The organism is Nocardiopsis sp. NPDC101807, from assembly GCF_044766605.1.
Classification (GTDB): domain Bacteria; phylum Actinomycetota; class Actinomycetes; order Streptosporangiales; family Streptosporangiaceae; genus Nocardiopsis; species Nocardiopsis tropica.
Map to the genome: position 1 here is coordinate 195584 of NZ_JBIWMK010000001.1, position 19970 is coordinate 215553.

At 74.1% G+C, this 19970-nt stretch carries 16 protein-coding genes; 7 read left to right on the top strand and 9 right to left on the bottom strand.

Annotated features, from left to right (window positions below):
* Positions 1-98 precede the first annotated feature (98 nt).
* The 3 genes from ACIRPH_RS00920 to ACIRPH_RS00930 all read right to left on the bottom strand — a co-directional run bounded on the left by ACIRPH_RS00920 (position 99) and on the right by ACIRPH_RS00930 (position 5141).
* Entirely contained in the window at positions 99-881 is a 783-nt protein-coding gene (locus ACIRPH_RS00920; RefSeq protein WP_402907782.1) for a GntR family transcriptional regulator, read from the bottom strand.
* A 59-nt stretch (positions 882-940) separates the two neighbouring features.
* Positions 941-3910, bottom strand: coding sequence for an FAD-binding and (Fe-S)-binding domain-containing protein (locus tag ACIRPH_RS00925; RefSeq protein WP_402907785.1), 2970 nt, complete (start codon positions 3908-3910; stop codon positions 941-943).
* A gap of 64 nt (positions 3911-3974) precedes the next feature.
* Entirely contained in the window at positions 3975-5141 is a 1167-nt protein-coding gene (locus ACIRPH_RS00930) for a pyridoxal-phosphate-dependent aminotransferase family protein (protein WP_402907788.1), read from the bottom strand.
* Positions 5142-5468: 327 nt separating this feature from the next.
* Between ACIRPH_RS00930 and ACIRPH_RS00935 the strand changes: the two genes are divergently transcribed.
* A complete protein-coding gene (locus ACIRPH_RS00935) occupies positions 5469-6887 on the top strand; it encodes an SLC13 family permease (RefSeq protein WP_402907791.1) in 1419 nt (472 codons plus the stop codon).
* Between the two features lie 51 nt (positions 6888-6938).
* Here the strand turns inward: ACIRPH_RS00935 and ACIRPH_RS00940 are convergent, their stop codons facing one another.
* Together ACIRPH_RS00940 and ACIRPH_RS00945 are read right to left on the bottom strand one after the other, a co-directional pair.
* Positions 6939-7823 carry an amidohydrolase family protein gene (locus ACIRPH_RS00940; protein ID WP_402907794.1) on the bottom strand — a complete coding sequence of 295 codons (885 nt, stop codon included), beginning with the start codon at positions 7821-7823 and terminating at the stop codon, positions 6939-6941.
* 221 nt (positions 7824-8044) lie between these two features.
* Positions 8045-8674 (bottom strand): TetR/AcrR family transcriptional regulator, encoded by a 630-nt coding sequence (locus tag ACIRPH_RS00945; RefSeq protein ID WP_402907797.1) that lies wholly within the window; start codon positions 8672-8674, stop codon positions 8045-8047.
* Positions 8675-8761: 87 nt separating this feature from the next.
* Here ACIRPH_RS00945 and ACIRPH_RS00950 point away from each other — a divergent pair, with 87 nt between their 5' ends.
* The 4 genes from ACIRPH_RS00950 to ACIRPH_RS00965 all read left to right on the top strand — a co-directional run bounded on the left by ACIRPH_RS00950 (position 8762) and on the right by ACIRPH_RS00965 (position 12453).
* Positions 8762-9379, top strand: coding sequence for a GNAT family N-acetyltransferase (locus tag ACIRPH_RS00950; protein ID WP_402907800.1), 618 nt, complete (start codon positions 8762-8764; stop codon positions 9377-9379).
* 201 nt (positions 9380-9580) lie between these two features.
* Positions 9581-10054 (top strand): carboxymuconolactone decarboxylase family protein, encoded by a 474-nt coding sequence (locus ACIRPH_RS00955; RefSeq protein ID WP_402907803.1) that lies wholly within the window; start codon positions 9581-9583, stop codon positions 10052-10054.
* A gap of 227 nt (positions 10055-10281) precedes the next feature.
* On the top strand, positions 10282-11868 hold the full coding sequence (locus tag ACIRPH_RS00960; protein ID WP_402909429.1) for a glycoside hydrolase family 10 protein: 1587 nt from the start codon (positions 10282-10284) through the stop codon (positions 11866-11868).
* 258 nt (positions 11869-12126) lie between these two features.
* A complete protein-coding gene (locus ACIRPH_RS00965) occupies positions 12127-12453 on the top strand; it encodes a thioredoxin family protein (protein ID WP_402907806.1) in 327 nt (108 codons plus the stop codon).
* 347 nt (positions 12454-12800) lie between these two features.
* Here ACIRPH_RS00965 and ACIRPH_RS00970 read toward each other — a convergent pair whose 3' ends face one another.
* The 3 genes from ACIRPH_RS00970 to ACIRPH_RS00980 all read right to left on the bottom strand — a co-directional run bounded on the left by ACIRPH_RS00970 (position 12801) and on the right by ACIRPH_RS00980 (position 17029).
* Positions 12801-14120 carry an MFS transporter gene (locus ACIRPH_RS00970; protein WP_402907808.1) on the bottom strand — a complete coding sequence of 440 codons (1320 nt, stop codon included), beginning with the start codon at positions 14118-14120 and terminating at the stop codon, positions 12801-12803.
* A gap of 715 nt (positions 14121-14835) precedes the next feature.
* Positions 14836-16281, bottom strand: a complete 1446-nt coding sequence (gene gndA, locus ACIRPH_RS00975; protein WP_402907810.1) for an NADP-dependent phosphogluconate dehydrogenase — start codon at positions 16279-16281, stop codon at positions 14836-14838.
* Positions 16282-16453: 172 nt separating this feature from the next.
* Positions 16454-17029 carry a TetR/AcrR family transcriptional regulator gene (locus ACIRPH_RS00980; protein ID WP_402907812.1) on the bottom strand — a complete coding sequence of 192 codons (576 nt, stop codon included), beginning with the start codon at positions 17027-17029 and terminating at the stop codon, positions 16454-16456.
* 101 nt (positions 17030-17130) lie between these two features.
* On the opposite strand from ACIRPH_RS00980, the gene ACIRPH_RS00985 reads away from it, so the two are divergent.
* A complete protein-coding gene (locus tag ACIRPH_RS00985; protein ID WP_402907814.1) occupies positions 17131-17982 on the top strand; it encodes an SDR family oxidoreductase in 852 nt (283 codons plus the stop codon).
* Positions 17983-18159: 177 nt separating this feature from the next.
* Positions 18160-18945, top strand: a complete 786-nt coding sequence (locus ACIRPH_RS00990) for a 2-keto-4-pentenoate hydratase (protein WP_402907816.1) — start codon at positions 18160-18162, stop codon at positions 18943-18945.
* 137 nt (positions 18946-19082) lie between these two features.
* Here ACIRPH_RS00990 and ACIRPH_RS00995 read toward each other — a convergent pair whose 3' ends face one another.
* A complete protein-coding gene (locus ACIRPH_RS00995) occupies positions 19083-19940 on the bottom strand; it encodes a helix-turn-helix transcriptional regulator (protein WP_402907818.1) in 858 nt (285 codons plus the stop codon).
* Positions 19941-19970 lie beyond the last annotated feature (30 nt).

Below are 19970 nucleotides of genomic sequence, written 5' to 3' on the forward strand. Positions count from 1 at the left end.
CCCCGCCCTCGGCAGGGCGGACGGGCCGGCCCCCGACCACCGCGCGGGGCCGGCCCCGCCCACGGGGTGGCGGCCGTTCCCCGACCGTGATCCCGCGGTCAGACCGCGGTGCCCGCCCCCGCGTCCTGAGCCTGCACGCCCCTGAGCCAGCGCACGGCCTGCTCGCTGCCGGTGTCGAGGTCCCCGGGCAGGTCGTCGAGGAAGGTCTGGTCGCCGTGCCTGGCCATCTCGGCGCGTACGGCGTCGGGGTCGCCCTCCTCGATGACCCGCAGCAGGCGGCGGTGGCGCAGCACGTTCGCGGTCGCCGTCTCGTTGCGGTGCGCCCGGGCGTGCCGGTTGAGCACCATGCACAGCTTCATCTGGAGCTGGAGCGACCGGTAGGTGTCCTCCAGCCGCTGGTGCCCCGACAGGCCGACGACCGCGGTGTGGAACTCGAACTTCTGCTCCGACAGCTCGGCCTCGTCCCGGGCGTCGGCCGCGGCCTCCATGCGGCGCAGCGCCTCCCAGCACCGCTCCAGCCGCCGGGGCTCGACCACGGGGACGCCCAGGTCGATGGCCATGTTCTCCAGCTGGTGGCGCAGGGTCATGATCTCGTAGACGTCGTGCAGCGTGAGCGGGGTGACGACCGCCCCCCGGTGCGGGGACTGGCGCACCAGCCCCTCGTGCTCCAGGCGGCGCAGCGCCTCGCGCAGGGGCGGCCTGCTGATGTTGAGCTGCTGCGTGAGCCGGTTCTCCACCACCCGCTCCCCGGGCAGCAGCTCCCCGGCCAGGATCATCCGCCGGATCGAGCGCGCCGCCAGCTCCACCATGCTCGGCGGCTTGACGATCCGCTGGTCGCCCTGCGCCCCGGCCCCGGTGCCGGCCGCCTCGGACCGGTCCATGGTCCCTCCCTCGTCCTCGCCGTGCGGGGCCCCGGCCGGGGCCCCGCCGTTCCATACTGTCACCGTCGCGCGGGCCGCCCCGGCTCCAGTGCGGCCGCGACCAGCTCCACCGGGTGCCAGGCGCGGCGCTCGGTCCCGTGCCCGATCTGCTGTCGGCACGAGACCCCCGTCGCGGCGACCACCGTGTCCTCCTCCTCGGCCTCGATGGCGGGGAAGAGCCGGTCCGCGCCGACCTTCATGGACATCTCGTAGTGCTCGGCCTCGAACCCGAACGACCCGGCCATCCCGCAGCACCCCGCGTCGAGCTCGACGACCTCCGCGCCGGGGATGCGGCGCAGGAGGGCCATGGTCGCGCCCGTGCCCACCTCGGCCTTCTGGTGGCAGTGGCCGTGGAAGAGGATCCGCCGCCCCGCGGGCCAGGAGTCCGCGGACAGGGTCAGCCGCCCGGCGTCCAGGGCCTCGGTCAGCAGCTCCTCGACCTGGCGCACCCGCCCGGCGACGTCGGCGACGCGGGGGTCGCCCGGCAGCATCGACGCGGCCTCGTCCTTGAGGGTGAGCACGCAGGAGGGCTCACAGCCGACGATCGGCGTGCCGGCGGCGCCGCCCTCGCTGAGGAGCCCGACCAGCCCGCCGACCTTGGCCTTGGCGTCGTCGACGAGCCCCTTGGACAGGCTGGACCGCCCGCAGCACCCCCGGCTCTCCAGGCGGACCCGCCAACCCGCCCGTTCGAGGAGGCCGATGGCGGCCCGGCCGATCCCCGGTTCGGTGAAGGTCGAGAAGGAGTCCGCGAGGAAGGTCAGCTCGCCCAGGGGCGCCTCCCCCGCTGGTTCCCCCCTGCGGCGGAACCAGCGCACCAGGTTCTGCCGCTCGAAACTCGGCAGGGGCCGCCGCGCGGTGATGCCGGTGGCCCTCTCCATCAGGCGCCGCAGCACCGGCCACCGGTCGGGCAGCCCGCTCAGCGGCGCGGTGGCCGACCCCAGCCGGTACAGGGTGCGCACCGCCCCGAAGATCCGCGTGCGCAGCGGGACGCCGTGGGCGTCGTGGTAGTGCGACTGGGTCTCGCTCTTGAGCTTGGCCATGTCCACGCCCAGGGGGCACTCGCTCTTGCACGCCTTGCACATGAGGCACAGGTCGAGGACCTCGTGGAGGCGCTCGTCGCCCAGGGCCGCCGTCGGGTCGGGCTCGGACAGCGCCTTGACCAGGGCGTTGGCCCGGCCGCGGGTGGCGTGCTCCTCGTCGCGGGTGGCGATGTAGGAGGGGCACATCGCCCCCGTGGTGCTCTTGCGGCACAGGCCGATGTTCATGCACCGGTCGGCGGCCCCGCGCATGCCGCCCACGACCTCGAAGGCGAGCCGCGTCCGCACCGGGGCGGCCTCGGGCAGGGCCGGGTCGCGCAGGTGGTCGGTCATGGGGGGCGCGTCGACGATCTTGCCGGGGTTGAGCAGGTTGCGGGGGTCGAAGACCCGCTTGACCTCCTGCATGGCCGCGTACAGCTCGGGTCCGAAGATCTGGCGGTTGAACTCGCTGCGGGCCAGCCCGTCGCCGTGCTCGCTGGAGTTCACCCCTCCGTACTCGGTGACCAGGTCCTTGACCTCCTCGGCGACCGCGCGCATCCGCTCGGCCTCCCCGGGCACCGCCAGGTCGACGAACGGGCGGATGTGCAGGCAGCCCACCGAGCAGTGGCCGTAGAACCCGGCCTCCATGCCGTGCCGGTCGAGGATCTCCTTGAAGCGGGTGGTGTACTCCACCAGGTGGACGGGGTCGACGGCGGTGTCCTCCACGAACGCGAGGGGGCGCCGGGTGCCGCTGCCCGCCGCCATGAGCAGGCCGAGGCTGGACTTGCGCACCTTGAGCAGGGCGGCCTGCTGCTGCGGGGTCACCGCCTCCAGGGTGTGGTAGCCGTGCCCGGAGGTCTTCCAGGTGCGGGTGAGCCGGTGCAGCCGGTCGACGAGCTCGGCCTCGTCGTCGCCGGTGAAGGAGACGAACAGCAGGGCCTCGGGGTCGCCCCGGAGGATGTCGCCGAGGGAGGCGTACTCGATGCGCTGCCGGGACAGGTCGAGGATGGTGCGGTCCATCAGCTCCACGGCGGCGGGGTCGTGCGCCAGGGCGTCCTGGGTGGCCGCGATCGCGGCCGGGACGCTGGTGAAGTGGCCGACGGCGATGACGGTCCGCGCGGGCCTGGGGACGAGGTCGACCTCGGCCCCGGTGGCCAGCACGAGGGTGCCCTCGGAGCCGACGACGAACTTGGCGAGATCGAAGGCGGGGTCCCGGGCGAGCCGGTCCAGCCGGTAGCCGCACGCCCGCCGCCAGAAGTCCGGGTACCCGGTGGCGACGGCGTCGGCGTTCTCGCGCAGGACGCGGGCCAGGCCCCGGTGGATGTCGCCCTCCAGTCCGGGGCGGGCGGCGAGGTCGGCGCGCTCGGCGTCGGAGTAGGGGCGCAGCGTGGTGCGCGCGGCGTCGGCCAGAACCACGTCCAGGGTGCGCACGTGGTCGATGGTCATCCCGTAGCGCAGGGAGCCGCTGCCCGCGGAGTTGTTGCCGATCATCCCGCCGACGGTGGCGCGGTTGCTGGTGGAGGTGTCGGGGCCGAACATCAGGCCGTGGGGGGCCGCCGCCGCGTTGAGCTCGTCCTGGACCACGCCGGGCTGGACGCGGGCCGTACGGGCCTCGGGGTCCAGGGAGAGGATGGAGCGCATGTGCCGCGACATGTCGACGACCAGGCCCGCCCCCACGGTCTGCCCGGCCAGGCTGGTGCCGGCGCCGCGCGGGGTCAGCGTCACGCCGAGGCGGCCCGCGACCGAGGCGACCGCCGCGACCTCGTCGGCGTCGCGCGGGAAGACGACGCCGAGCGGCGTGATCGCGTACATGCTCGCGTCCCGGGAGAACAGGTGGCGCGAGTAGTCGTCGAAGCGGGCGTCCGTCACCCCCTCCCGCCGGAGCAGGTCCCGGGCCTCCGCGGCGAGCCCGGTGGGCGCCGCCCCTCCCCCGCCCGCCCCGCTCGTGCCGCTCTTCTGCGTCGTGCTGGTCATCGCCGCCTCCATCGCTCGCGTCCGCCCCCGGCCGGGGCCCCTCGGGTCGGTCGTCCGGTCCGTCTCAGTGCTCGTCCAGCAGCTTCAGCGCCGCCGCCAGTCCGTCGCCGGCGGGCGTGATCCCGGCGTGGCCCAGGCCCATCTGCACCCCGGCGAGCGCGCCGGCGATGGTGAGGTCGTTGGTGTGGCCGAGGTGTCCGATGCGGAAGACCCGCCCGGCCAGGCGGCCCAGCCCGGCGCCCAGGGACATGTCGTAGCGGTCCAGGATCACCTTCCTGACGTGGTCGGCGTCGTGCTCCTCGGGCACGAGCACCCCGGTGAGGACGCCCGAGTACTCGCGCTCGTCCGCGCAGAGCACCTCCAGCCCCCAGGCCCGGACCGCGGCGCGGACCGCCCGGCCGTAGCGGTCGTGGCGGGCGAAGACGGCGGGCAGCCCCTCGGCGTCCAGGATGCGCAGCGCCTCGCGCAGGCCGTAGAGGAGGTTGGTGGCCGGGGTGTAGGGGGTGAACCCGCGCGCGTTGGCCTCCAGCATCGGCGCCCAGTCCCAGTAGGACCTGGTCATGCGCGCGGTGCGCGACGCCTCCAGCGCCTTGGGGCCGAGGGCGTTGAAGGCGAGCCCGGGCGGCAGCATGAGCCCCTTCTGCGAGCAGGACACGGTGACGTCGACGCCCCACTCGTCGTGCCGGTAGTCCACCGAGCCGAGGGAGGAGATGGTGTCGACGAGGAGGAGCGCGGGGTGGCCGGCGGCGTCGATGGCGCGGCGCACGTCCGGGACGCGGCTGACCACGCCGGTGGAGGTCTCGTTGTGGACCACGCACACGGCCTTGACCCGGTGGCCGGTGTCGGCGGCCAGGACCTCGGCGATGCGGTCGGGGTCGGCGCCGCGCCGCCAGTCGCCCGGGAGGACCTCCGCGTCCAGGCCGAGCCTGTCGGCCATCTCGCTCCACAGCGTGGAGAAGTGGCCGGTCTCGGAGCAGAGCACGCGGTCGCCCGGCGAGAGGGTGTTGACCAGGGCGGCCTCCCAGGCCCCGGTCCCCGAGGAGGGGTAGACGACCACGGGGCCGGTCGTGCCGAACACCGGGGGCAGGTCGCGCAGGAGGCCGCTCATCAGGGCGCTGAAGCCGGGGCCGCGGTGGTCGACGGTCGGCGCGGACATCGCACGCAGGACCTCGTCGGGAACGTTGCTGGGGCCGGGAATCTGGAGGAAGTGGCGGCCGGTGGCGTCATCCATGGTGATCCTCTCGAAGCAATATCCGCATAGTGGAATATTGATTCCACTAAACGGATCCTAGAAGCCCCAACCCGATCGCCACAACCCCCTTGTCGCCGCCGGATCCCCACTTTACTGTGACTCACATCTCAGACAATGGTTGACGTCGGCAGATTCACCGGAGATACTTCTGCAAGACAGAATCGATATTCCACAATACGAAATAGTGGAATGCAGCGGTGCGTCAGTCGCCCCCCACCGACACCCCCGGCCCGCGAACCCACGACGCATCCCGGCCCCCAGGGCCCCCGTCCGACTCTCCGCCGCCGAGCCTTCACAGGAGGCCACGTGCCCGCAGAAGTCATCTCGATCGTCGTCCTCGTCCTCGTCTTCCTCATCGCGACCCTCACCTCCGTCCACATGGGGGCCCTCGCCCTCTTCGCCGCCTTCGTCGTCGCCCTCACGGTGGCGGGCGAGAGCACCGACGACGTGTTCGGCGGGTTCCCCGGCGACCTGTTCGTCGTCCTGGTGGGCGTCACCTACCTGTTCGCCCTGGCCAGGAACAACGGCACCGTCGACTGGCTGATCCAGGCCGCCGTCCGCGGCGTCGGCGGACGCGTCGCCCTCATCCCGTGGGTGATGTTCGGCGTCACGGCGGTGCTGACCGCCGCGGGCGCGGTGGTCCCCGCCGCCGTCGCGATCGTCGCCCCGGTCGGCCTGGGCTTCGCCCTGCGCTTCCGGATCAACCCCGTGCTCATGGGCCTGCTGATCATCAACGGCGCCAGCGCTGGGGGCTTCTCCCCCCTGAGCATCTACGGCACCATCACCAACGGCGTCGTGGCGCGCAACGGCCTGGAGGGCTCCCCGCTGCTGCTCTTCGCCGCGACGTTCGCCTTCAACGTGCTGCTCAGCGTGGCCGTCTTCTTCCTGTTCGGCGGCCGCTCCCTGCTGGGCCGCAGAGAGGGCGGGGGGTCCGCCCCGACCCCGCCCGCCCCCGACGAGGGGGAGGGTTCCCGCGCAGCGCTCCCCGGCCCCGCCGCCGGCGGCGGCACGGCCCCGGCCGCCGCCCACGGTCGGCCGGGCGGGCCGACCGCCACCGCGACCAGGCCGGAGGGCGCGACCAGGACCGGCGGCGGGACCGCCGCGGCCGTGGAGGAGGAGCGGATCGTCCTCACCCGGGACCGCGTCCTGACCCTGCTCGGCATCGCCGCCCTGGGCGTGGGCGCGCTCGCCTTCGGCCTCGACGTGGGCCTCACCGCGATCAGCGTGGCCGTGGTGCTGAGCATCGTCTCCCCCGGCGGCGCCAAGGGGGTCGTCGACCGGGTCGCGTGGCCCACCGTGCTGCTGATCTGCGGGATCGTCACCTACGTCAGCCTGATGGAGCGCATGGGGACGATCGACTTCCTCGGCGGCAGCGTGGCCTCCATCGGCGTCCCGCTCCTGGCGGCCCTGGTGATCTGCGTGGTGGGCGGCGCGGTCTCCGCGTTCGCCTCCACCACCGGCATCCTCGGGGCGGTGATCCCGCTGGCCGTGCCCTTCCTGCTGGTCGGGGAGGTCGGCGCGATCGGGATGATCACCGCCCTGGCGATCTCCTCCTCGGTGGTCGACTCCTCGCCCTTCTCCACCAGCGGGGCGCTCGTCGTGGCCAACGCCACGCCGGACCAGCGCGACCTCGTCTTCCGCCGGCTCATGGTGTGGGGCATGAGCATGATCGTGGTGGCCCCGCTGCTGACCTGGGGGATCCTCGTCCTCCCCGGCTGGCTGTAGGCGCCGCGCGCCGGGGCGGCGGGGCGCGAAGCCCTGCCGCCCCGGCGCCGCTCAGCCGCGGTCCTCCCCGATCGCGTACAGGCGGCGCGCGGCGCCCCCCGCCACCAGCGCGGCCTCCGCCGCCGAGGGGCCCGCCGCGGCGACGGCCGCGCGCAGGGAGCGCCAGGCCGTGGCGTGGTCGGCGGCCAGCCGGACGACCGGCCAGTTGCCCGCCAGCATCGACCGGTGCGCGCCGAACGCCTCCAGGGCCCGGCCGACCCAGGGCACCAGCAGCTCCGGCTCCCACTCCCAGGCGGCCAGGACGTCGCCGCCGACCGACACCTTGACGGAGGCCGAGGGCAGCGCGGCCAGCCGGTCGATCCACCCCTCCCACGCCTTCGGCTCCCCTCCGGCCAGGGGCGGGGTGGCCAGGTGGTCCACCACGATCGGCAGGCCCGGGCAGGCCGCGGCCACCTGCTCCGCCAGGGCGACGTGGGACTCCGACGTCACCACGAGCTCCCAGAGCAGCCCGGCCCGCTCGGCGCAGCGCATGGTCGCCAGGAGGGCGGGGTCGGCGCGGGTCCCCGGGGCCACCGGCGCCCGGAAGCCCCTGACCAGGCCGGTGAGGGCGCGCACCCGTGCGAGCTCGCGCTCCGCCGCGGCGGGGTCGGCCAGGGGCAGCCAGAGCACGAGGGCGCCGACCGGGGCGAACTCCCGCGCGTAGGCCGCCAGCCGGTCGTTCTCCCCGGGGCCGGCCGCGCACTGGACCAGGACCGTGCGCCCGACCTCTCCCCCGGCCAGCTCCCGTTCCAGGTCGGCGGGGGTGAACGCCCGGTCGAGCGCGGCGGCGCCCGGGGTGCGCGGGCGCACGCCGACCGGCCAGAAGTGCTGGTGCGCGTCGACCGCGGCGAGGCCGGGAGGGGCGGCGGGGGGAGGCGTGGCGGAGGCGGGTTCCATGGGGGCTCCTTGCTCCAGAGATCCGGGCCCCTGAATTGTAGACAATAGTTCGCTAGCCAATAGGCCAAGATTGCGAGCCGCGCAGACCCCCTTCGCCCTCCATGGACCACCCCCGCACACGGCATCGGCCCGGTCCCGGGGTGCCCACCCCGGGACCGGGCCGATGCTCCCGCGCCCTCCGGACCCGGCCGCCGCGGGCCGCCGACGGGGGCGGCCCGCGGTCAGACCGGCTCGGACAGGCGCGCCGCCAGGGCGCGCACGCAGTCGTCCAGGGCCCGGTCGAGCACGGCCCGGTCCCGCGTGGCCGACCACAGGTCGCTCAGGCCGGTGGCCAGCACCATGATCGTGGTCGCGATCTCCCGGGCCGGGCGGGCGAGCGCCACGCCGGAGGCGGCCGACCACTCCGCCATCCGCTCGGCGGCGGCGCCCACGTACCTCTCGTGCTCCCAGCCCGGCAGGTCGGCCAGCGCCGGGTCGCGGCGGGCCAGGGCGATGAGCTCGTCGAGCATCGCGTGGTGCCCCGGGTCGGTGCGCACGCTCTCCAGCTGCGCCTCCAGGACGTTGCGCAGCACACCCTCCAGGTCGGTCGACCGGGAGGAGCGCTGCCGGGCGCTTTCGACCGAGCGGTCCACCTCGCTCTGCAGCAGGGCGCGGACCAGCGCCGTCTTCGTGCCGAAGCAGTAGTGGACCGAGCCGTGCGGCACGCCGGCGCGCTCGGCGATGGCGCGGGTGGTGGCGGCCGCCACCCCCTGCTCGCGCATCACCTCCGCCGCCGCGGTGAGCAGCTGGGCGCGTCGTTGTTCGATGGGCAGGTGCTCGCGCACCGCCGCCGTGTCTCGCCTGGTCGCCATGGGGTGCAAGATTACACGGGCAAGTTTTGGCCACTTGGCCAAAAATGGGGGTAGTCTGTGGGCACCACCGACGACGGGAGAGCGATCATGCACATCAGACAGGCCGGCGCGGACGACGTCGCGGCATCCGCCGCGATCCTGGCCGAGGCGTTCGAGGACGACCCGCTCCTGCACGACTTCGTGCCCGCCGGACCGGACCGGCGCCCGCGCCTGGCCCTGCTCTTCGCCGCCCTGATGCGCAAGGGGGCGCTGCGCCACGGCGCGGTGGACGTGGCCGAGCTCCCGGGCGAGGGCATCGTCGGGGTCGCCGTGTGGGAAGGACCGGGCCGGGCGCCCGGGGCGGGGTGGGCCGCCCTGCGGGAGGCCGGCGCCCTCGTGCGGGCCATGGGCCTACGGGGGCTGGTGTCCTCGCACCCCGTGCGGCGGGCCTTCGCCCGGCACCGGCCCGGGCGCGCGCACTGGTACCTGGACCAGATCGGGGTCTCCGCCGCGGGACGCGGCCGGGGGGTGGGCGGCGCCCTCCTGGCCCACGGGCTGGAGCGGGCCGACCGCGAGGGCCTGCCCGCCTACCTGGTCTCGTCCACCGAGCACAACCGCCGCCTGTACCGCCGCCACGGCTTCGGGGACGGGGAGATCGTCGCGGGCGCGCGCGGCGCGGCCCCGATGGCGATGCTGCGCGAACCGGGGAGCGTCGCACCCGCCTGACCGGCCCGGGGACGCCGCCGGGCCCCGTCGGCGGGGGCTCCCGTTCCCGGGGGCCGGCCCCCGGGAACGGGGGCCGCGGCCGGGAACGGGGCACGGTCGGGCGTGACCCGCTTCACGCTCCCGGTGGCCACGGGGATGTCACGCCCGGCCCGCCCGCCCCCGTCCTTGCCGTGTCACCCTCGACACCGCAAGGAGAACACCATGCAGGCCCGGCTCGACCTCTTCGGCAACGCCCTCGCGACGAAGCTCCTGAAGCACGTCGCCTCGGCGGGCAAGGCCATCACGGACTCGACGCTGCCCCGCGCCACCCAGGAGCTGGTGCAGCTCCGCGTCAGCCAGATCAACGGCTGCGCCTTCTGCACCGACATGCACACCAAGGAGGCGGCACGGGCCGGGGAGACGGCCGTGCGCCTGAACCTGGTCGCCGTCTGGCGGGAGGCCACGGTCTTCAGCGAGGCCGAGCGCGCCGCCCTGGAGCTGGCCGAGCAGGGCACCCGCATCGCCGACGCCGCCGGCGGGGTGGACGACGGGGCGTGGGAGAAGGCCGCCGAGCACTACGACGAGGACCAGCTGGTGGCCCTGGTCTCCCTCATCTCCTTCATGAACACCGTCAACCGGCTGAACGTCATGGTCCGGACCCCCGCGGGCGACTACCGGCCCGGCCAGTTCGGCTGACCCCGCCCGCCCCGGCCCCGCGGAGGACCCGCCCCGCGGCGGGCGGACCCTCCGCGGGACCGCACGGCGCCGCGCCGGTTTCCCTCATCGATGAGATCCAAACCACCGAATTCAGAATCATTGTCCAAAACGTTACCAAGTGTCCTACTCTGATTCCCGGCGTGGCGTCGCCCCGACGCCACCGCGGTTCAGGGGGAGGACCCGTGGCTCGAGACAGGCGTGCGGGAATGGCGCCGCGCTGGCGCAACCGGTGGCTGGCCGCAGGCGCCGCCGCGGGGCTCATGCTGTCCGCGTACGCGCTCGTCGGCGCCACCGACCCCGGGGCGGGCCCCGGAGCCGCGCTCTGCCGGGCCGCCCACGACAAGCGGGAGATGCGCGGCGCGTGGCTCACCACCGTCGGCAACATCGACTGGCCCTCCGAACCCGGGCTGAGCGCCGACGAGCAGCGGGCCGAGATGGACGAGCGCCTCGACGAGGCGGACGAACTCGGACTGAACACCGTCTTCCTGCACGTGCGCCCCACCGCCGACGCGGTCTACGAGTCCGACCTGGAGCCCTGGTCCCGCTACCTCACCGGCGAGGAGGGCGGCGACCCCGGCTACGACCCGCTGGAGTACGCCGTCGAGCAGGCGCACCTGCGCGGTCTGGAGATGCACGCCTGGTTCAACCCCTACCGGGTCGGCCTGAACTCCGACATCGAGGACATGGCCGAGGACCACCCGGTCGAGCAGAACCCGGACTGGCTGGTCGAGTACGGCGGCGAGGGCTTCCTCGACCCGGGCAACCCGGAGGTCCGGGAGTGGGTCACCGGCGTCATCATGGACGTCGTCGAGCGCTACGACATCGACGGCGTGCACTTCGACGACTTCTTCTACCCCTATCCCAAGGACGGGGAGGAGTTCGACGACGACGCCAGCTGGGAGGAGCACGGCGACGGCTTCGACGACCGCGAGGACTGGCGGCGCGACAACGTCAACCGGCTCGTGGAGGGCGTGCACGACCGGATCCAGGGCACCGAGCCGTGGGTCCGCTTCGGGATCTCCCCGTTCGGCATCTGGCGCAACGATGGCAGCGACCCCACCGGGTCGGCGACCTCCGGCCTGGAGTCCTACGCCGCCCAGCACGCCGACACCCGCACCTGGATCAGGGAGGGGATGGTCGACTACGTCGTCCCCCAGCTGTACTGGGAGCGCGGGTTCGGGGCCGCCGACTACGAGGAGCTCGTCCCCTGGTGGGCCTCGGAGGTCGAGGGCACCGGCGTGGACCTCTACATCGGCCAGGCCGCCTACCGGGTCGGCGAGAGCGGCTGGCGCGAGGACGACGCGCTCAGCACCCAGCTCGACTACGCCGACGGCTTCCCCGAGGTCGGGGGCGACGTCTACTTCTCCTTCACCTCCCTCACCGGCACCGCCGAAGAGGCCTACGAGCACCTGGCCGAGGAGCACTACGCCGACCCGGCGCTCCCGCCCGTGGCCGACCCCTCCCGTGAGGGACAGCCCCTGACCGGCGCCGTGACCGGGCTGACCGCCACCGCCGACGGCGCCGGGCTGGAGTGGGACGAGGTCGACGGCGCCCGGTCCTACGCCGTCTACCGGCTCGACCCGGACGAGGCCGCCCTGGCCGCGTCGGGGGACGCGGAGGACCGCTGCGAGGCCCTGTCCGCCGACAACCTCGTCGAGGTGACCGGCCGCACCTCCCTGGAGGGGCTCCCCTCCGGCGAGGACGCCCCGGAGGGGACGGCGTACGCGGTCACGGCCCTGGACGACTACCGGATCGAGGGGCCGGTCGGGGCCCTCGCCGACCCGCGCGGCTGACCCTGCCGGGGCCGCCGGTCCGCCCGCTCCCCGGGCCGCCCCTCCCGCAGGGGGGCGCGTTCCAGGGCGGCCCCGAACCGGCACCGGTCCACCCGAAACCCGGCTTGCGGCACCCCGGATGCCGACGTCCGGGAGTGACGTACCACCACAAACCGCTACGGGAATCCAGTATTCGCCGCATTCGCCCGCACAGTGGCGTCCGGACAGGGACGATGGGCCGCGTCGTCCACACACCGCCACCACGAAGGAGCGCATCACATGAGCGGTACCGTCCTCGACGTCACCGACGCGGACTTCGACGAGAAGGTCCTGCAGTCGGACCAGCTGGTGCTGGCGGTCTTCCGGGCCGAGTGGAGCGGCCCGTGCAGGGCGCTGGACCCGGTCCTGGCGGACGTCGCCAAGGAGTACGCGGGCCGTGCGGTCGTCGCCCGGCTCGACATCGACCGCAGCCCCGAGACGCCCCCCAAGCACGACGTCACGGCGATCCCCACCCTGCACGTCTTCAAGGGCGGGGCCAAGGTCGCCACCCGGATCGGCCCCGCCGCCAAGAACGACGTGACCAGGCTGATCACACCGCACCTGTGATCCGCCGCCCGGCCCCGCGCCCCGGGGGGGCGGGGGGCCGGCCCCCTCCCTGCGTCCGAGGAGTTCACCCGGATCGGGGAGGCCCTTCCTCCCGTGATCCTCGACGACCGCATCGCGGGAACGCGGGCCTGGGGCCACAAGGACCTCCGGATCCGCGACCGGTCCGTGCCCGGGATGATTCAGGAGAGGTCCCGGCCCCACGTGCGAGCCGCTGCCCGAACGCCCGCTCGCCCCGGAACAGGTCCAGGGGTACCTCGCGAAGACGGAGGTGGAGCGCGGGTTCTCCGACGACCGCACCCGGCGGTGAGGTCAGGCGGCGTGCCCGGCTCCCGGGAGGGGGCGAGGGCTCAGACGTCGTTCTCGCGCACGAGGCGGGTGAGCCCTCGACCGAAGAACACCACGACGCCCAGACAGACCGCACCCACCAGGGCATAGGGAGCGCGGAGCGCGTCCTCCTGGTCCAGGAACGAAGACAGGGACGACACCAGCACGCCGCCGAGCGCCATGCCCACGGCGCTCATGCCCCAGGTGACGGTGCGCATAGCGGCGTTCACCCGGCCCAGCAGGCGATCCGGCGTGATTCTCTGGCGGACGGAGGTCATCGCGACCCCGTATCCCAACACCAGGCCACCCGCGACGAAGTACGCCCCGGCCACCACCGGCGTGCTCGGGAACAGCGCCACCGTCAGGTACAGAAGCCCGCTTCCGGTGAGGCACACCACCGGCAGCGTTCCGTGCGGGAGGGCGGCCCGCAGCCAGGCGACGACCTGTCCCCCGGCGATCCCGCCGACGGCGGCGAAGGCCATGAGCAGTCCGAAGCCGGCCGGACCGAGGCCCAAGGCGTCGCGGACGAACAGGACCTGCGTGGAGAGCATGGTCGCGAAAGCGGTGTTCACGAACACCGAGACGACCGCCACGGCGCGCAGGAGCGGCTGGTTCCACAGGGCCCGCACGCCCTCGGCCAGGTCCGCTCCCACACCGCGGAGCTCACGTGGGGCGCCGGTCGCCGCGGAGGGCCCGGAAACGGACCCGCCAGGGGCCTGCCGTGTGGTGGCCGTGTCGGCCGGAGGCGCAGTGGCGCGTACCCGCAGCAGAGCCAGGACCGACACCAGCAGCGCACCGACGTTGAACAGGAACGGGACGAACAACCCGAGCGCCAGCACGAGACCGCCCAGCGGACGGCCGCCGAACTCCTGCGCCACGACGGCCCCGGACCGGAGGTGTCCGTTCGCGCGCTCCAGCCCCTCCTTGTCGACCAGGGAGGTCACCGCGGTCTCGGCCGCCGTGTCGTGACAGACCTCGAGCGCACCGAACGCCGCCGCGAACACCGCCAGGAGGGGGATCGAGACCCATCCGAAGAACACCGCGACGGCGAGAAGGCCCCAGAGCAGCATACGGAGGGAGTTGGAGGCGACCATCAGCGTGAACCGGGGCACCCGGTCCACCAGAACTCCCGCGGGAAGCGCCAGAAACAGCCAGGGAATCCGCCCGAAAGCAGCCACCAATGCCACCGGAGCGGCATTGTCGGGCGCCAGCGAAGACGCGAGCCACGGCATCGCGATCATCGCCACACCGTCGCTGAGGTTCGAGGCCAGGGAGGCGGACCACAAGGCCCAGAACCGTCCTCCGAGTGGCATCGTCAGCGCTTTGTTCGTGGAGGCGGACATAGGGGGCGGCACCGACCTTCCGGGCGACCGGCGTTTCGGGTCGGTCCCGAGCGGGGGCACCGGAACGCCGCATCAGGCTAACAGGGAGTGCATGCACGCCGAGCCGCATCCGCTTTGCCTGGGAGAGCCGGAGAACCGGCCCTGACCAGGGAGAACGAGGGGCGTCGGGCCGTCACCCGCCCCACCTCGCGCGCCCCGGACAGCACAGCACACGACCAGGCCATAGGGGTTCGCAACACAGGGATGAAGGACTTCCCGAAGGGATATCCCTTCCCCGGCGGGAAGAGGACTGGGAGGTGGCGCGAGGCCGACCACCCGGGAATGAGACCCCACCGAACGGCTCCCCTCCGGGGGCGTCGCCGATTTCACCGTGCCATGACCGGATTCGACCACTCCACGGACACGGCAAGGCTCACCCACCGCTTCCTCTCCGACGGGAACGGGGCTCGGCCCCCTGGCCCGGGAACCGCCGTTCGTCAGCGGCGACCGTCGTACCCGGACAACCTTCATCCGGGTGAGGCGCCATGATCTCCGCGCAGCAGGATCCGTCGTCCGTGGCGGCGGGGACGACCCCGGACGCGCAGGGAGGACGGCGAGCGTCGTGGGCGCCGACGGACCGCCGCCCGGCCGGCCGGACCAGGACGACGACCCGGTGCCGCCACGGCGAGAGCGGGCCCTGGGGGGAGGGCCCCGCCCACCGCCGCCCGGCCGGACCTCAGCCGTCCACGCGCTCCTCGGACCGGTCCCCCGCCCAGAGCGTGTGGAACACCCCCTCGCGGTCCGCACGGCGGTAGGTGTGCGCCCCGAAGTAGTCGCGCTGGCCCTGGACCAGGGCCGCGGGCAGGCGCTCCGCGCGCAGCGCGTCGTAGTACGCCAGCGCCGCCGAGAACCCCGGCGTCGGCACCCCCTGCGCGGCGGCCGTGGCCACGACGTGCCGCCAGTCGCCCTGGGCCCGGCCCATCTCCTGCGCGAACGCGTCGTCGGACAGCAGGCTGGGCAGGTCCGGACGGGCCGCGTAGGCGTCGCGCACACGGTCCAGGAACGCGGCGCGGATGATGCACCCCGCACGCCACAGCGCCGCCACCGCGCCGGGGTCCACGTCCCAGCCGTACTCGGCGCTCCCGGCCGCGATCTGCAGGAAGCCCTGGGTGTAGGAGACCAGCTTGGACGCGTACAGCGCCTGCTCGACCCGGTCCGCGAACCGGGCCGCCTCCTCCTCGCCCAGCGGTGCGGGCACGGGGCCGGGCAGGGCGCGGGAGGCCTCCCGCAGCTCCGCCCCGCCCGACAGCGAGCGCGCGAAGACCGCCTCGGCGATCCCCGGCACGGGGACACCGAGGTCCAGGGCCGTCTGCACGGTCCAGCGGCCGGTGCCCTTCTGCTCCGCCCGGTCCTGGACCACGTCGACGAACGGCTCGCCCGTGGCCCCGTCGCGGTGGGCGAGCACCTCGGCGGTGATCTCGATCAGGTAGGAGTCCAGGCGCCCGGTGTTCCACGAGCGGAAGGTCCGCGCGATCCGCTCGGGCGAGTACCCGGCGACCGACCGCAGCAGCTGGTAGGCCTCCGCGATCAGCTGCATGTCGGCGTACTCGATGCCGTTGTGCACCATCTTCACGAAGTGCCCGGCGCCGTCCGGTCCCACGTGGGACACGCAGGCGGCGCCGTCGGGCGCCCTGGCCGCGATCCGCTCCAGCATCGGCGCGAGGGACCGGTAGGACTCCGCCGACCCGCCCGGCATGATGCTCGGGCCGTTCAGGGCGCCCTCCTCTCCCCCGGACACGCCGGCCCCGACGAAGTGGATGCCGCGCTCGCGCAGCTCCGCCTCGCGGCGCCGGGTGTCGAGGAAGTGGGCGTTGCCGCCGTCGACGATGACGTCGCCCTCCTCCAGCAGGGGCGCGAACTCCTCGATCACGGCGTCGGTCGGCCCGCCCGCCTTGACCATGACCACCAGGCGGCGGGGCCGTTCGAGCGAGGCGACGAAGTCCTCCGCGGAGTAGGCCGGGACGAAGGAGCCCTCGTGCCCGAACCCGTCCACCAGGTCGCGCGTCCTGGCCTCCGTCCGGTTGTGCACGGCGACGGCGAACCCGTTCCGTGCGAGGTTGCGGGCCAGGTTGCGTCCCATGACCGCGAGGCCCGTGACACCGATCTGCGCGGTGGCGTCCATCGTGCGTCCCCCTGTTGTCCGACGGCGGCTGTGTCCCCCGTTGCAAAGTACAGCCGGGCGCCCCCGGAGCGGTGTTCCGGGGGCGCCCGGCGTGTGGTCCGGCGGGTTGTCGGCCCGGCCGCCCCGCGGCATGCGGGGCGCGGTCACCACCGGCCCCGGACGGGCCCCGGGCTCAGCCCTCCGCCGGGCCCTTGGCCAGCGCGTCCACGAGGAGGCCGACGAGGGGGCGGACGCGCTCCTCGGCGGCGTGCCGTGCGGAATAGGCGACACCGCCCATGAGGAGCAGGACGTCGTCGGGGGAGGCGTCGGTTCGCAGGCTGCCGTCCCGGGCGCCGGCCTCCAGGAGCGTGGAGACGGCGCCGAGGAGGAGTGCGCGGCTGTCGCGGTAGGGGTCGACCCCGGAGGCGATGACCGTGTTGAGGGCTTCGGACATACCGCTCTTGGCCGTGGCGTAGCGGATGAAGTCCTCCATCCACGCACGGGTCGCCTCGACGGCCGGGTGCCGGTCGAGGAGGACTTCCGCCTTCTCGCACACGTGGGTGAGTTCACGCCGGTAGGCGGCCTCGATGAGGGCCTCCCGGGTCGGGAAGTGCCGGTAGAGCGTGCCGACGCCGACACCGGCCTTCTTGGCGACGGCCGCCGGCGCGGTGTCCAGACCCTGTTCGGCGAAGACCTGCGCGGCCACCTCCAGAAGGCGCTCTCGGTTCTGCAGCGCGTCTCTCCTGGTCCGGCGGGGGGTGGCGGGCATGCGCGTTCCTTCGTGTCCGTCTCGGCTTGCATTCCGGAATGCGTTCCGCTTAAAGTCCAAACGGAACACGTTCCGGTACAACCCTACTCCAGGAGACTCCCATGCCCCCTGTCCCGGACAAGGCCGTACGCCACTGGTTCGTCACCGGCGCCTCCGGCGGCCTGGGCCGCAACCTCACCGAGCACGCCCTGCGGAACGGCGACCGCGTCACGGCCACGGTCCGCCGCCCCTCGGCCCTGGACGACCTGCGCCGGACCTACGGCGACCGGCTGTCCGTCGAGGTCCTCGACCTCGCCCGGCCCGACGACGTAGGGGAGGTGGTCGTCAGGACGCTCCGGGCCGGCCCCGTGGACATCGTGGTCAACAACGCCGGATACGCGATCGTCGGCGCCGCCGAGGAGATGACCGTCGAGCAGATCCGCGACCAGATCGAGGTCCTCCTCCTCGCCCCCATGATGATCACCCGGGCCTTCCTGAAGCCGATGCGCGAGCAAGGCGGCGGCCGGATCATCCAGATCTCCAGCGTGGGCGGCCAGGTCGGCATCCCCACGCACAGCGCCTACCACGCGGGCAAGTGGGGGCTGGAGGGCTTCACCGAGAGCGTCAGCCGCGAAGTCCGCGACTTCGGCATCCACCTCACCCTCGTCGAGCCCGGCGCCACCCGCACCGGATTCGCGTCGGCCCTGCACTACACCACCGAAACGGCCGCCTATCGCGACAACGCCGTCGGACTGGTCCGGCGCCGCCTGGAGACCGCCGACGGGAGCGCCTTCACCGGCGACCCGGCCAGGATCGCCGCCGTCGTCCACGACACCACCCGCCGCCCCGACCCGCCCCTGCGCCTGGCCCTCGGTGCGGACACCTACGACGCCGTCCGCACGGCACTCACCGAACGCCTTACCGCGCTCGGGTCCCAGAAGGACCTCGCTGCGTCCGTCGCCTTCTCCCCCTGATCCGGCCCGCCGCCGTCCCGCCCGCAGGACACGGTCCGGCGGCGTGCGGTCGCGGGCGGGGGCGCCCGTTCCGGAACGCGCCGCGGAGCGCTACGGTGTCGGCGCAGACGAGAACCCGCGCGGGCGGACAGCCGTTCCCCACCCCGGCCGCGCCGTCCCGAGAGTCCGAGGTCAGCCATGTCCCAGGCACACGATCGCGCCCGCGCCCTCCACGAGGCCCGCCGGACGCGCAAGCCGGTCCCCCCGTTCACCGACGCCGACCCCGCGCTCGGGGAGGCGGAGGGGTACGAGACCCAGGCGGAGCTGCTGGAACTGCTGCTCGCCGACGGCGACGAGGTCATCGGCTACAAGGTGGGGCTGACCTCGGCCCCGGCCCGCAAGCTGCTGGGCATCGACTCCCCCGACCACGGCCCGCTCCTGGCCTCCGCCGTGTACAGGGACGGCGACACCCTGCCGCTGGACCGGTTCATCGCGCCGAAGATCGAGGCGGAGATCGCCCTGAGGCTCGGCTCCCCCCTGCAGGGGCCGGACGTGACCGTCGAGCAGGCCCGGGAGGCGGTCTCGGAGGTCAGGGCGGGGGTCGAGATCGTCGACTCCCGCATCGAGGACTGGCGGATCCGCATCGCCGACACGGTCTCCGACCTGGCGTCCACGGGGGCCGTCGCCGTCTCCGACACGGCGGTCCCCCTGGAGGGGTTCGAGCCGCGCCTGGTCGGCATGGTCCTGAGCCGCAACGGCGAGGTCGTGGACACCGGGGTGGGCGCCGCGGCGCTGGGCGACCCGGTGGCCGTGCTCGCGTGGCTGGCCAATTCGCTGGCCGGGTCCGGCAGGGGCCTGGAGGCCGGACAGCTGGTCATGACCGGCGCCCTGCACACGCCGATCGCCCTGGAGGCCGGGGACGTGTTCACGGCCGAGTTCGACCGGCTCGGATCGCTGACGCTGCGGGTGGCCGAGACGGCCTAGCGGGGGACGGAATCGGGTTTCCCACCTCTCGGTGAGATTTTTCCGAGTTCGCACCTTTACAAGGTAGATCTCCCAAAGGGGAAGAATGTCCGGTGGTCGAGGGGTGCCGGGGACCGCCGTCCGGCCTCCGCCCGCCGCTACGGGCGCGAGGCGGGCTCGGGGCCCGCGATCCGGAGCTGGAGACGGGTCAGCTTCTCGTGGGCGAGGGTGCCCGGTTCGGCGCTGAGCATGACCACGCGCAGGTCGGAGCCCGGCACCGCGAGGGTCTGGGAGTCGAGGTCGAGCACGCCGAGTTCGGCGTGCTCGACGCGCTTGCGCAGCGTCGTACGCGGCCGGACGTCGTGCCGCCGCCACTCCGCCGCGAACCCGGGCACCCGCTCGGCGGACTCGCCGACCAGCCGCCGGAGCGCGGCATCGTGCGGGCGCCGGGACAGCGCCTCGCGCGCCTGGGCCGCCGCCTGCGCCTCGAACCCGCCCGCCGCCTCCGGGGGCGCCGAGCACACCGTCCCGCCCAGGCGCGCGGCCAGGCGCAGCACGTTGCGCTCGGCCGGGGGCAGCGCGCCGAAGTCCGTGACCAGCGCCGCCGCCAGGCCGTTCCAGGCCACGACGTCGTGGCGGTCGTCGCAGACGTAGGCGGCGACCGGGCCGAGCCGGTCCAGCAGGGCGAGCACCCCCGGCGGGACCGGTTCGGCCGGCCCCGGCCGTGCGGACGGCGCGTGCCCGGCCAGCCGGGACAGGTGCGCCCTCTCCGCCCCCGACAGCGCCAGGGCCCGCCCGATCGCGTCGATCACCTGCGGTGAGGGACGCGGCGCCCGGGCCTGCTCCAGCCGCTCGTAGTAGCTCACCGAGACCCCGGCGAGGTCGGCGACCTCTTCGCGCCGCAGCCCCGGTGTGCGCCGCGCGCGCCCGCCCGAGCGGGCGGGAAGGCCCGCGTCGGCCGGGCTCAGGGCCTCGCGGCGGGCCCGCAGGAAACCGCCGAGTTCTCGCTTGTCCACACCCCCAGCCTGCCATGCGCGCGGACGGCG

Bases quoted from the DNA above. Each gene is read 5' to 3' on its own strand.
- ACIRPH_RS00920 (WP_402907782.1), bottom strand. From the start codon at position 881: ATGGACCGGTCCGAGGCGGCCGGCACCGGGGCCGGGGCGCAGGGCGAC.
- ACIRPH_RS00925 (WP_402907785.1), bottom strand. From the start codon at position 3,910: ATGACCAGCACGACGCAGAAGAGCGGCACGAGCGGGGCGGGCGGGGGA.
- ACIRPH_RS00930 (WP_402907788.1), bottom strand. From the start codon at position 5,141: ATGGATGACGCCACCGGCCGCCACTTCCTCCAGATTCCCGGCCCCAGC.
- ACIRPH_RS00940 (WP_402907794.1), bottom strand. From the start codon at position 7,823: ATGGAACCCGCCTCCGCCACGCCTCCCCCCGCCGCCCCTCCCGGCCTC.
- ACIRPH_RS00945 (WP_402907797.1), bottom strand. From the start codon at position 8,674: ATGGCGACCAGGCGAGACACGGCGGCGGTGCGCGAGCACCTGCCCATC.
- ACIRPH_RS00950 (WP_402907800.1), top strand. From the start codon at position 8,762: ATGCACATCAGACAGGCCGGCGCGGACGACGTCGCGGCATCCGCCGCG.
- ACIRPH_RS00955 (WP_402907803.1), top strand. From the start codon at position 9,581: ATGCAGGCCCGGCTCGACCTCTTCGGCAACGCCCTCGCGACGAAGCTC.
- ACIRPH_RS00960 (WP_402909429.1), top strand. From the start codon at position 10,282: ATGGCGCCGCGCTGGCGCAACCGGTGGCTGGCCGCAGGCGCCGCCGCG.
- ACIRPH_RS00965 (WP_402907806.1), top strand. From the start codon at position 12,127: ATGAGCGGTACCGTCCTCGACGTCACCGACGCGGACTTCGACGAGAAG.
- ACIRPH_RS00970 (WP_402907808.1), bottom strand. From the start codon at position 14,120: ATGTCCGCCTCCACGAACAAAGCGCTGACGATGCCACTCGGAGGACGG.
- gndA (WP_402907810.1), bottom strand. From the start codon at position 16,281: ATGGACGCCACCGCGCAGATCGGTGTCACGGGCCTCGCGGTCATGGGA.
- ACIRPH_RS00980 (WP_402907812.1), bottom strand. From the start codon at position 17,029: ATGCCCGCCACCCCCCGCCGGACCAGGAGAGACGCGCTGCAGAACCGA.
- ACIRPH_RS00985 (WP_402907814.1), top strand. From the start codon at position 17,131: ATGCCCCCTGTCCCGGACAAGGCCGTACGCCACTGGTTCGTCACCGGC.
- ACIRPH_RS00990 (WP_402907816.1), top strand. From the start codon at position 18,160: ATGTCCCAGGCACACGATCGCGCCCGCGCCCTCCACGAGGCCCGCCGG.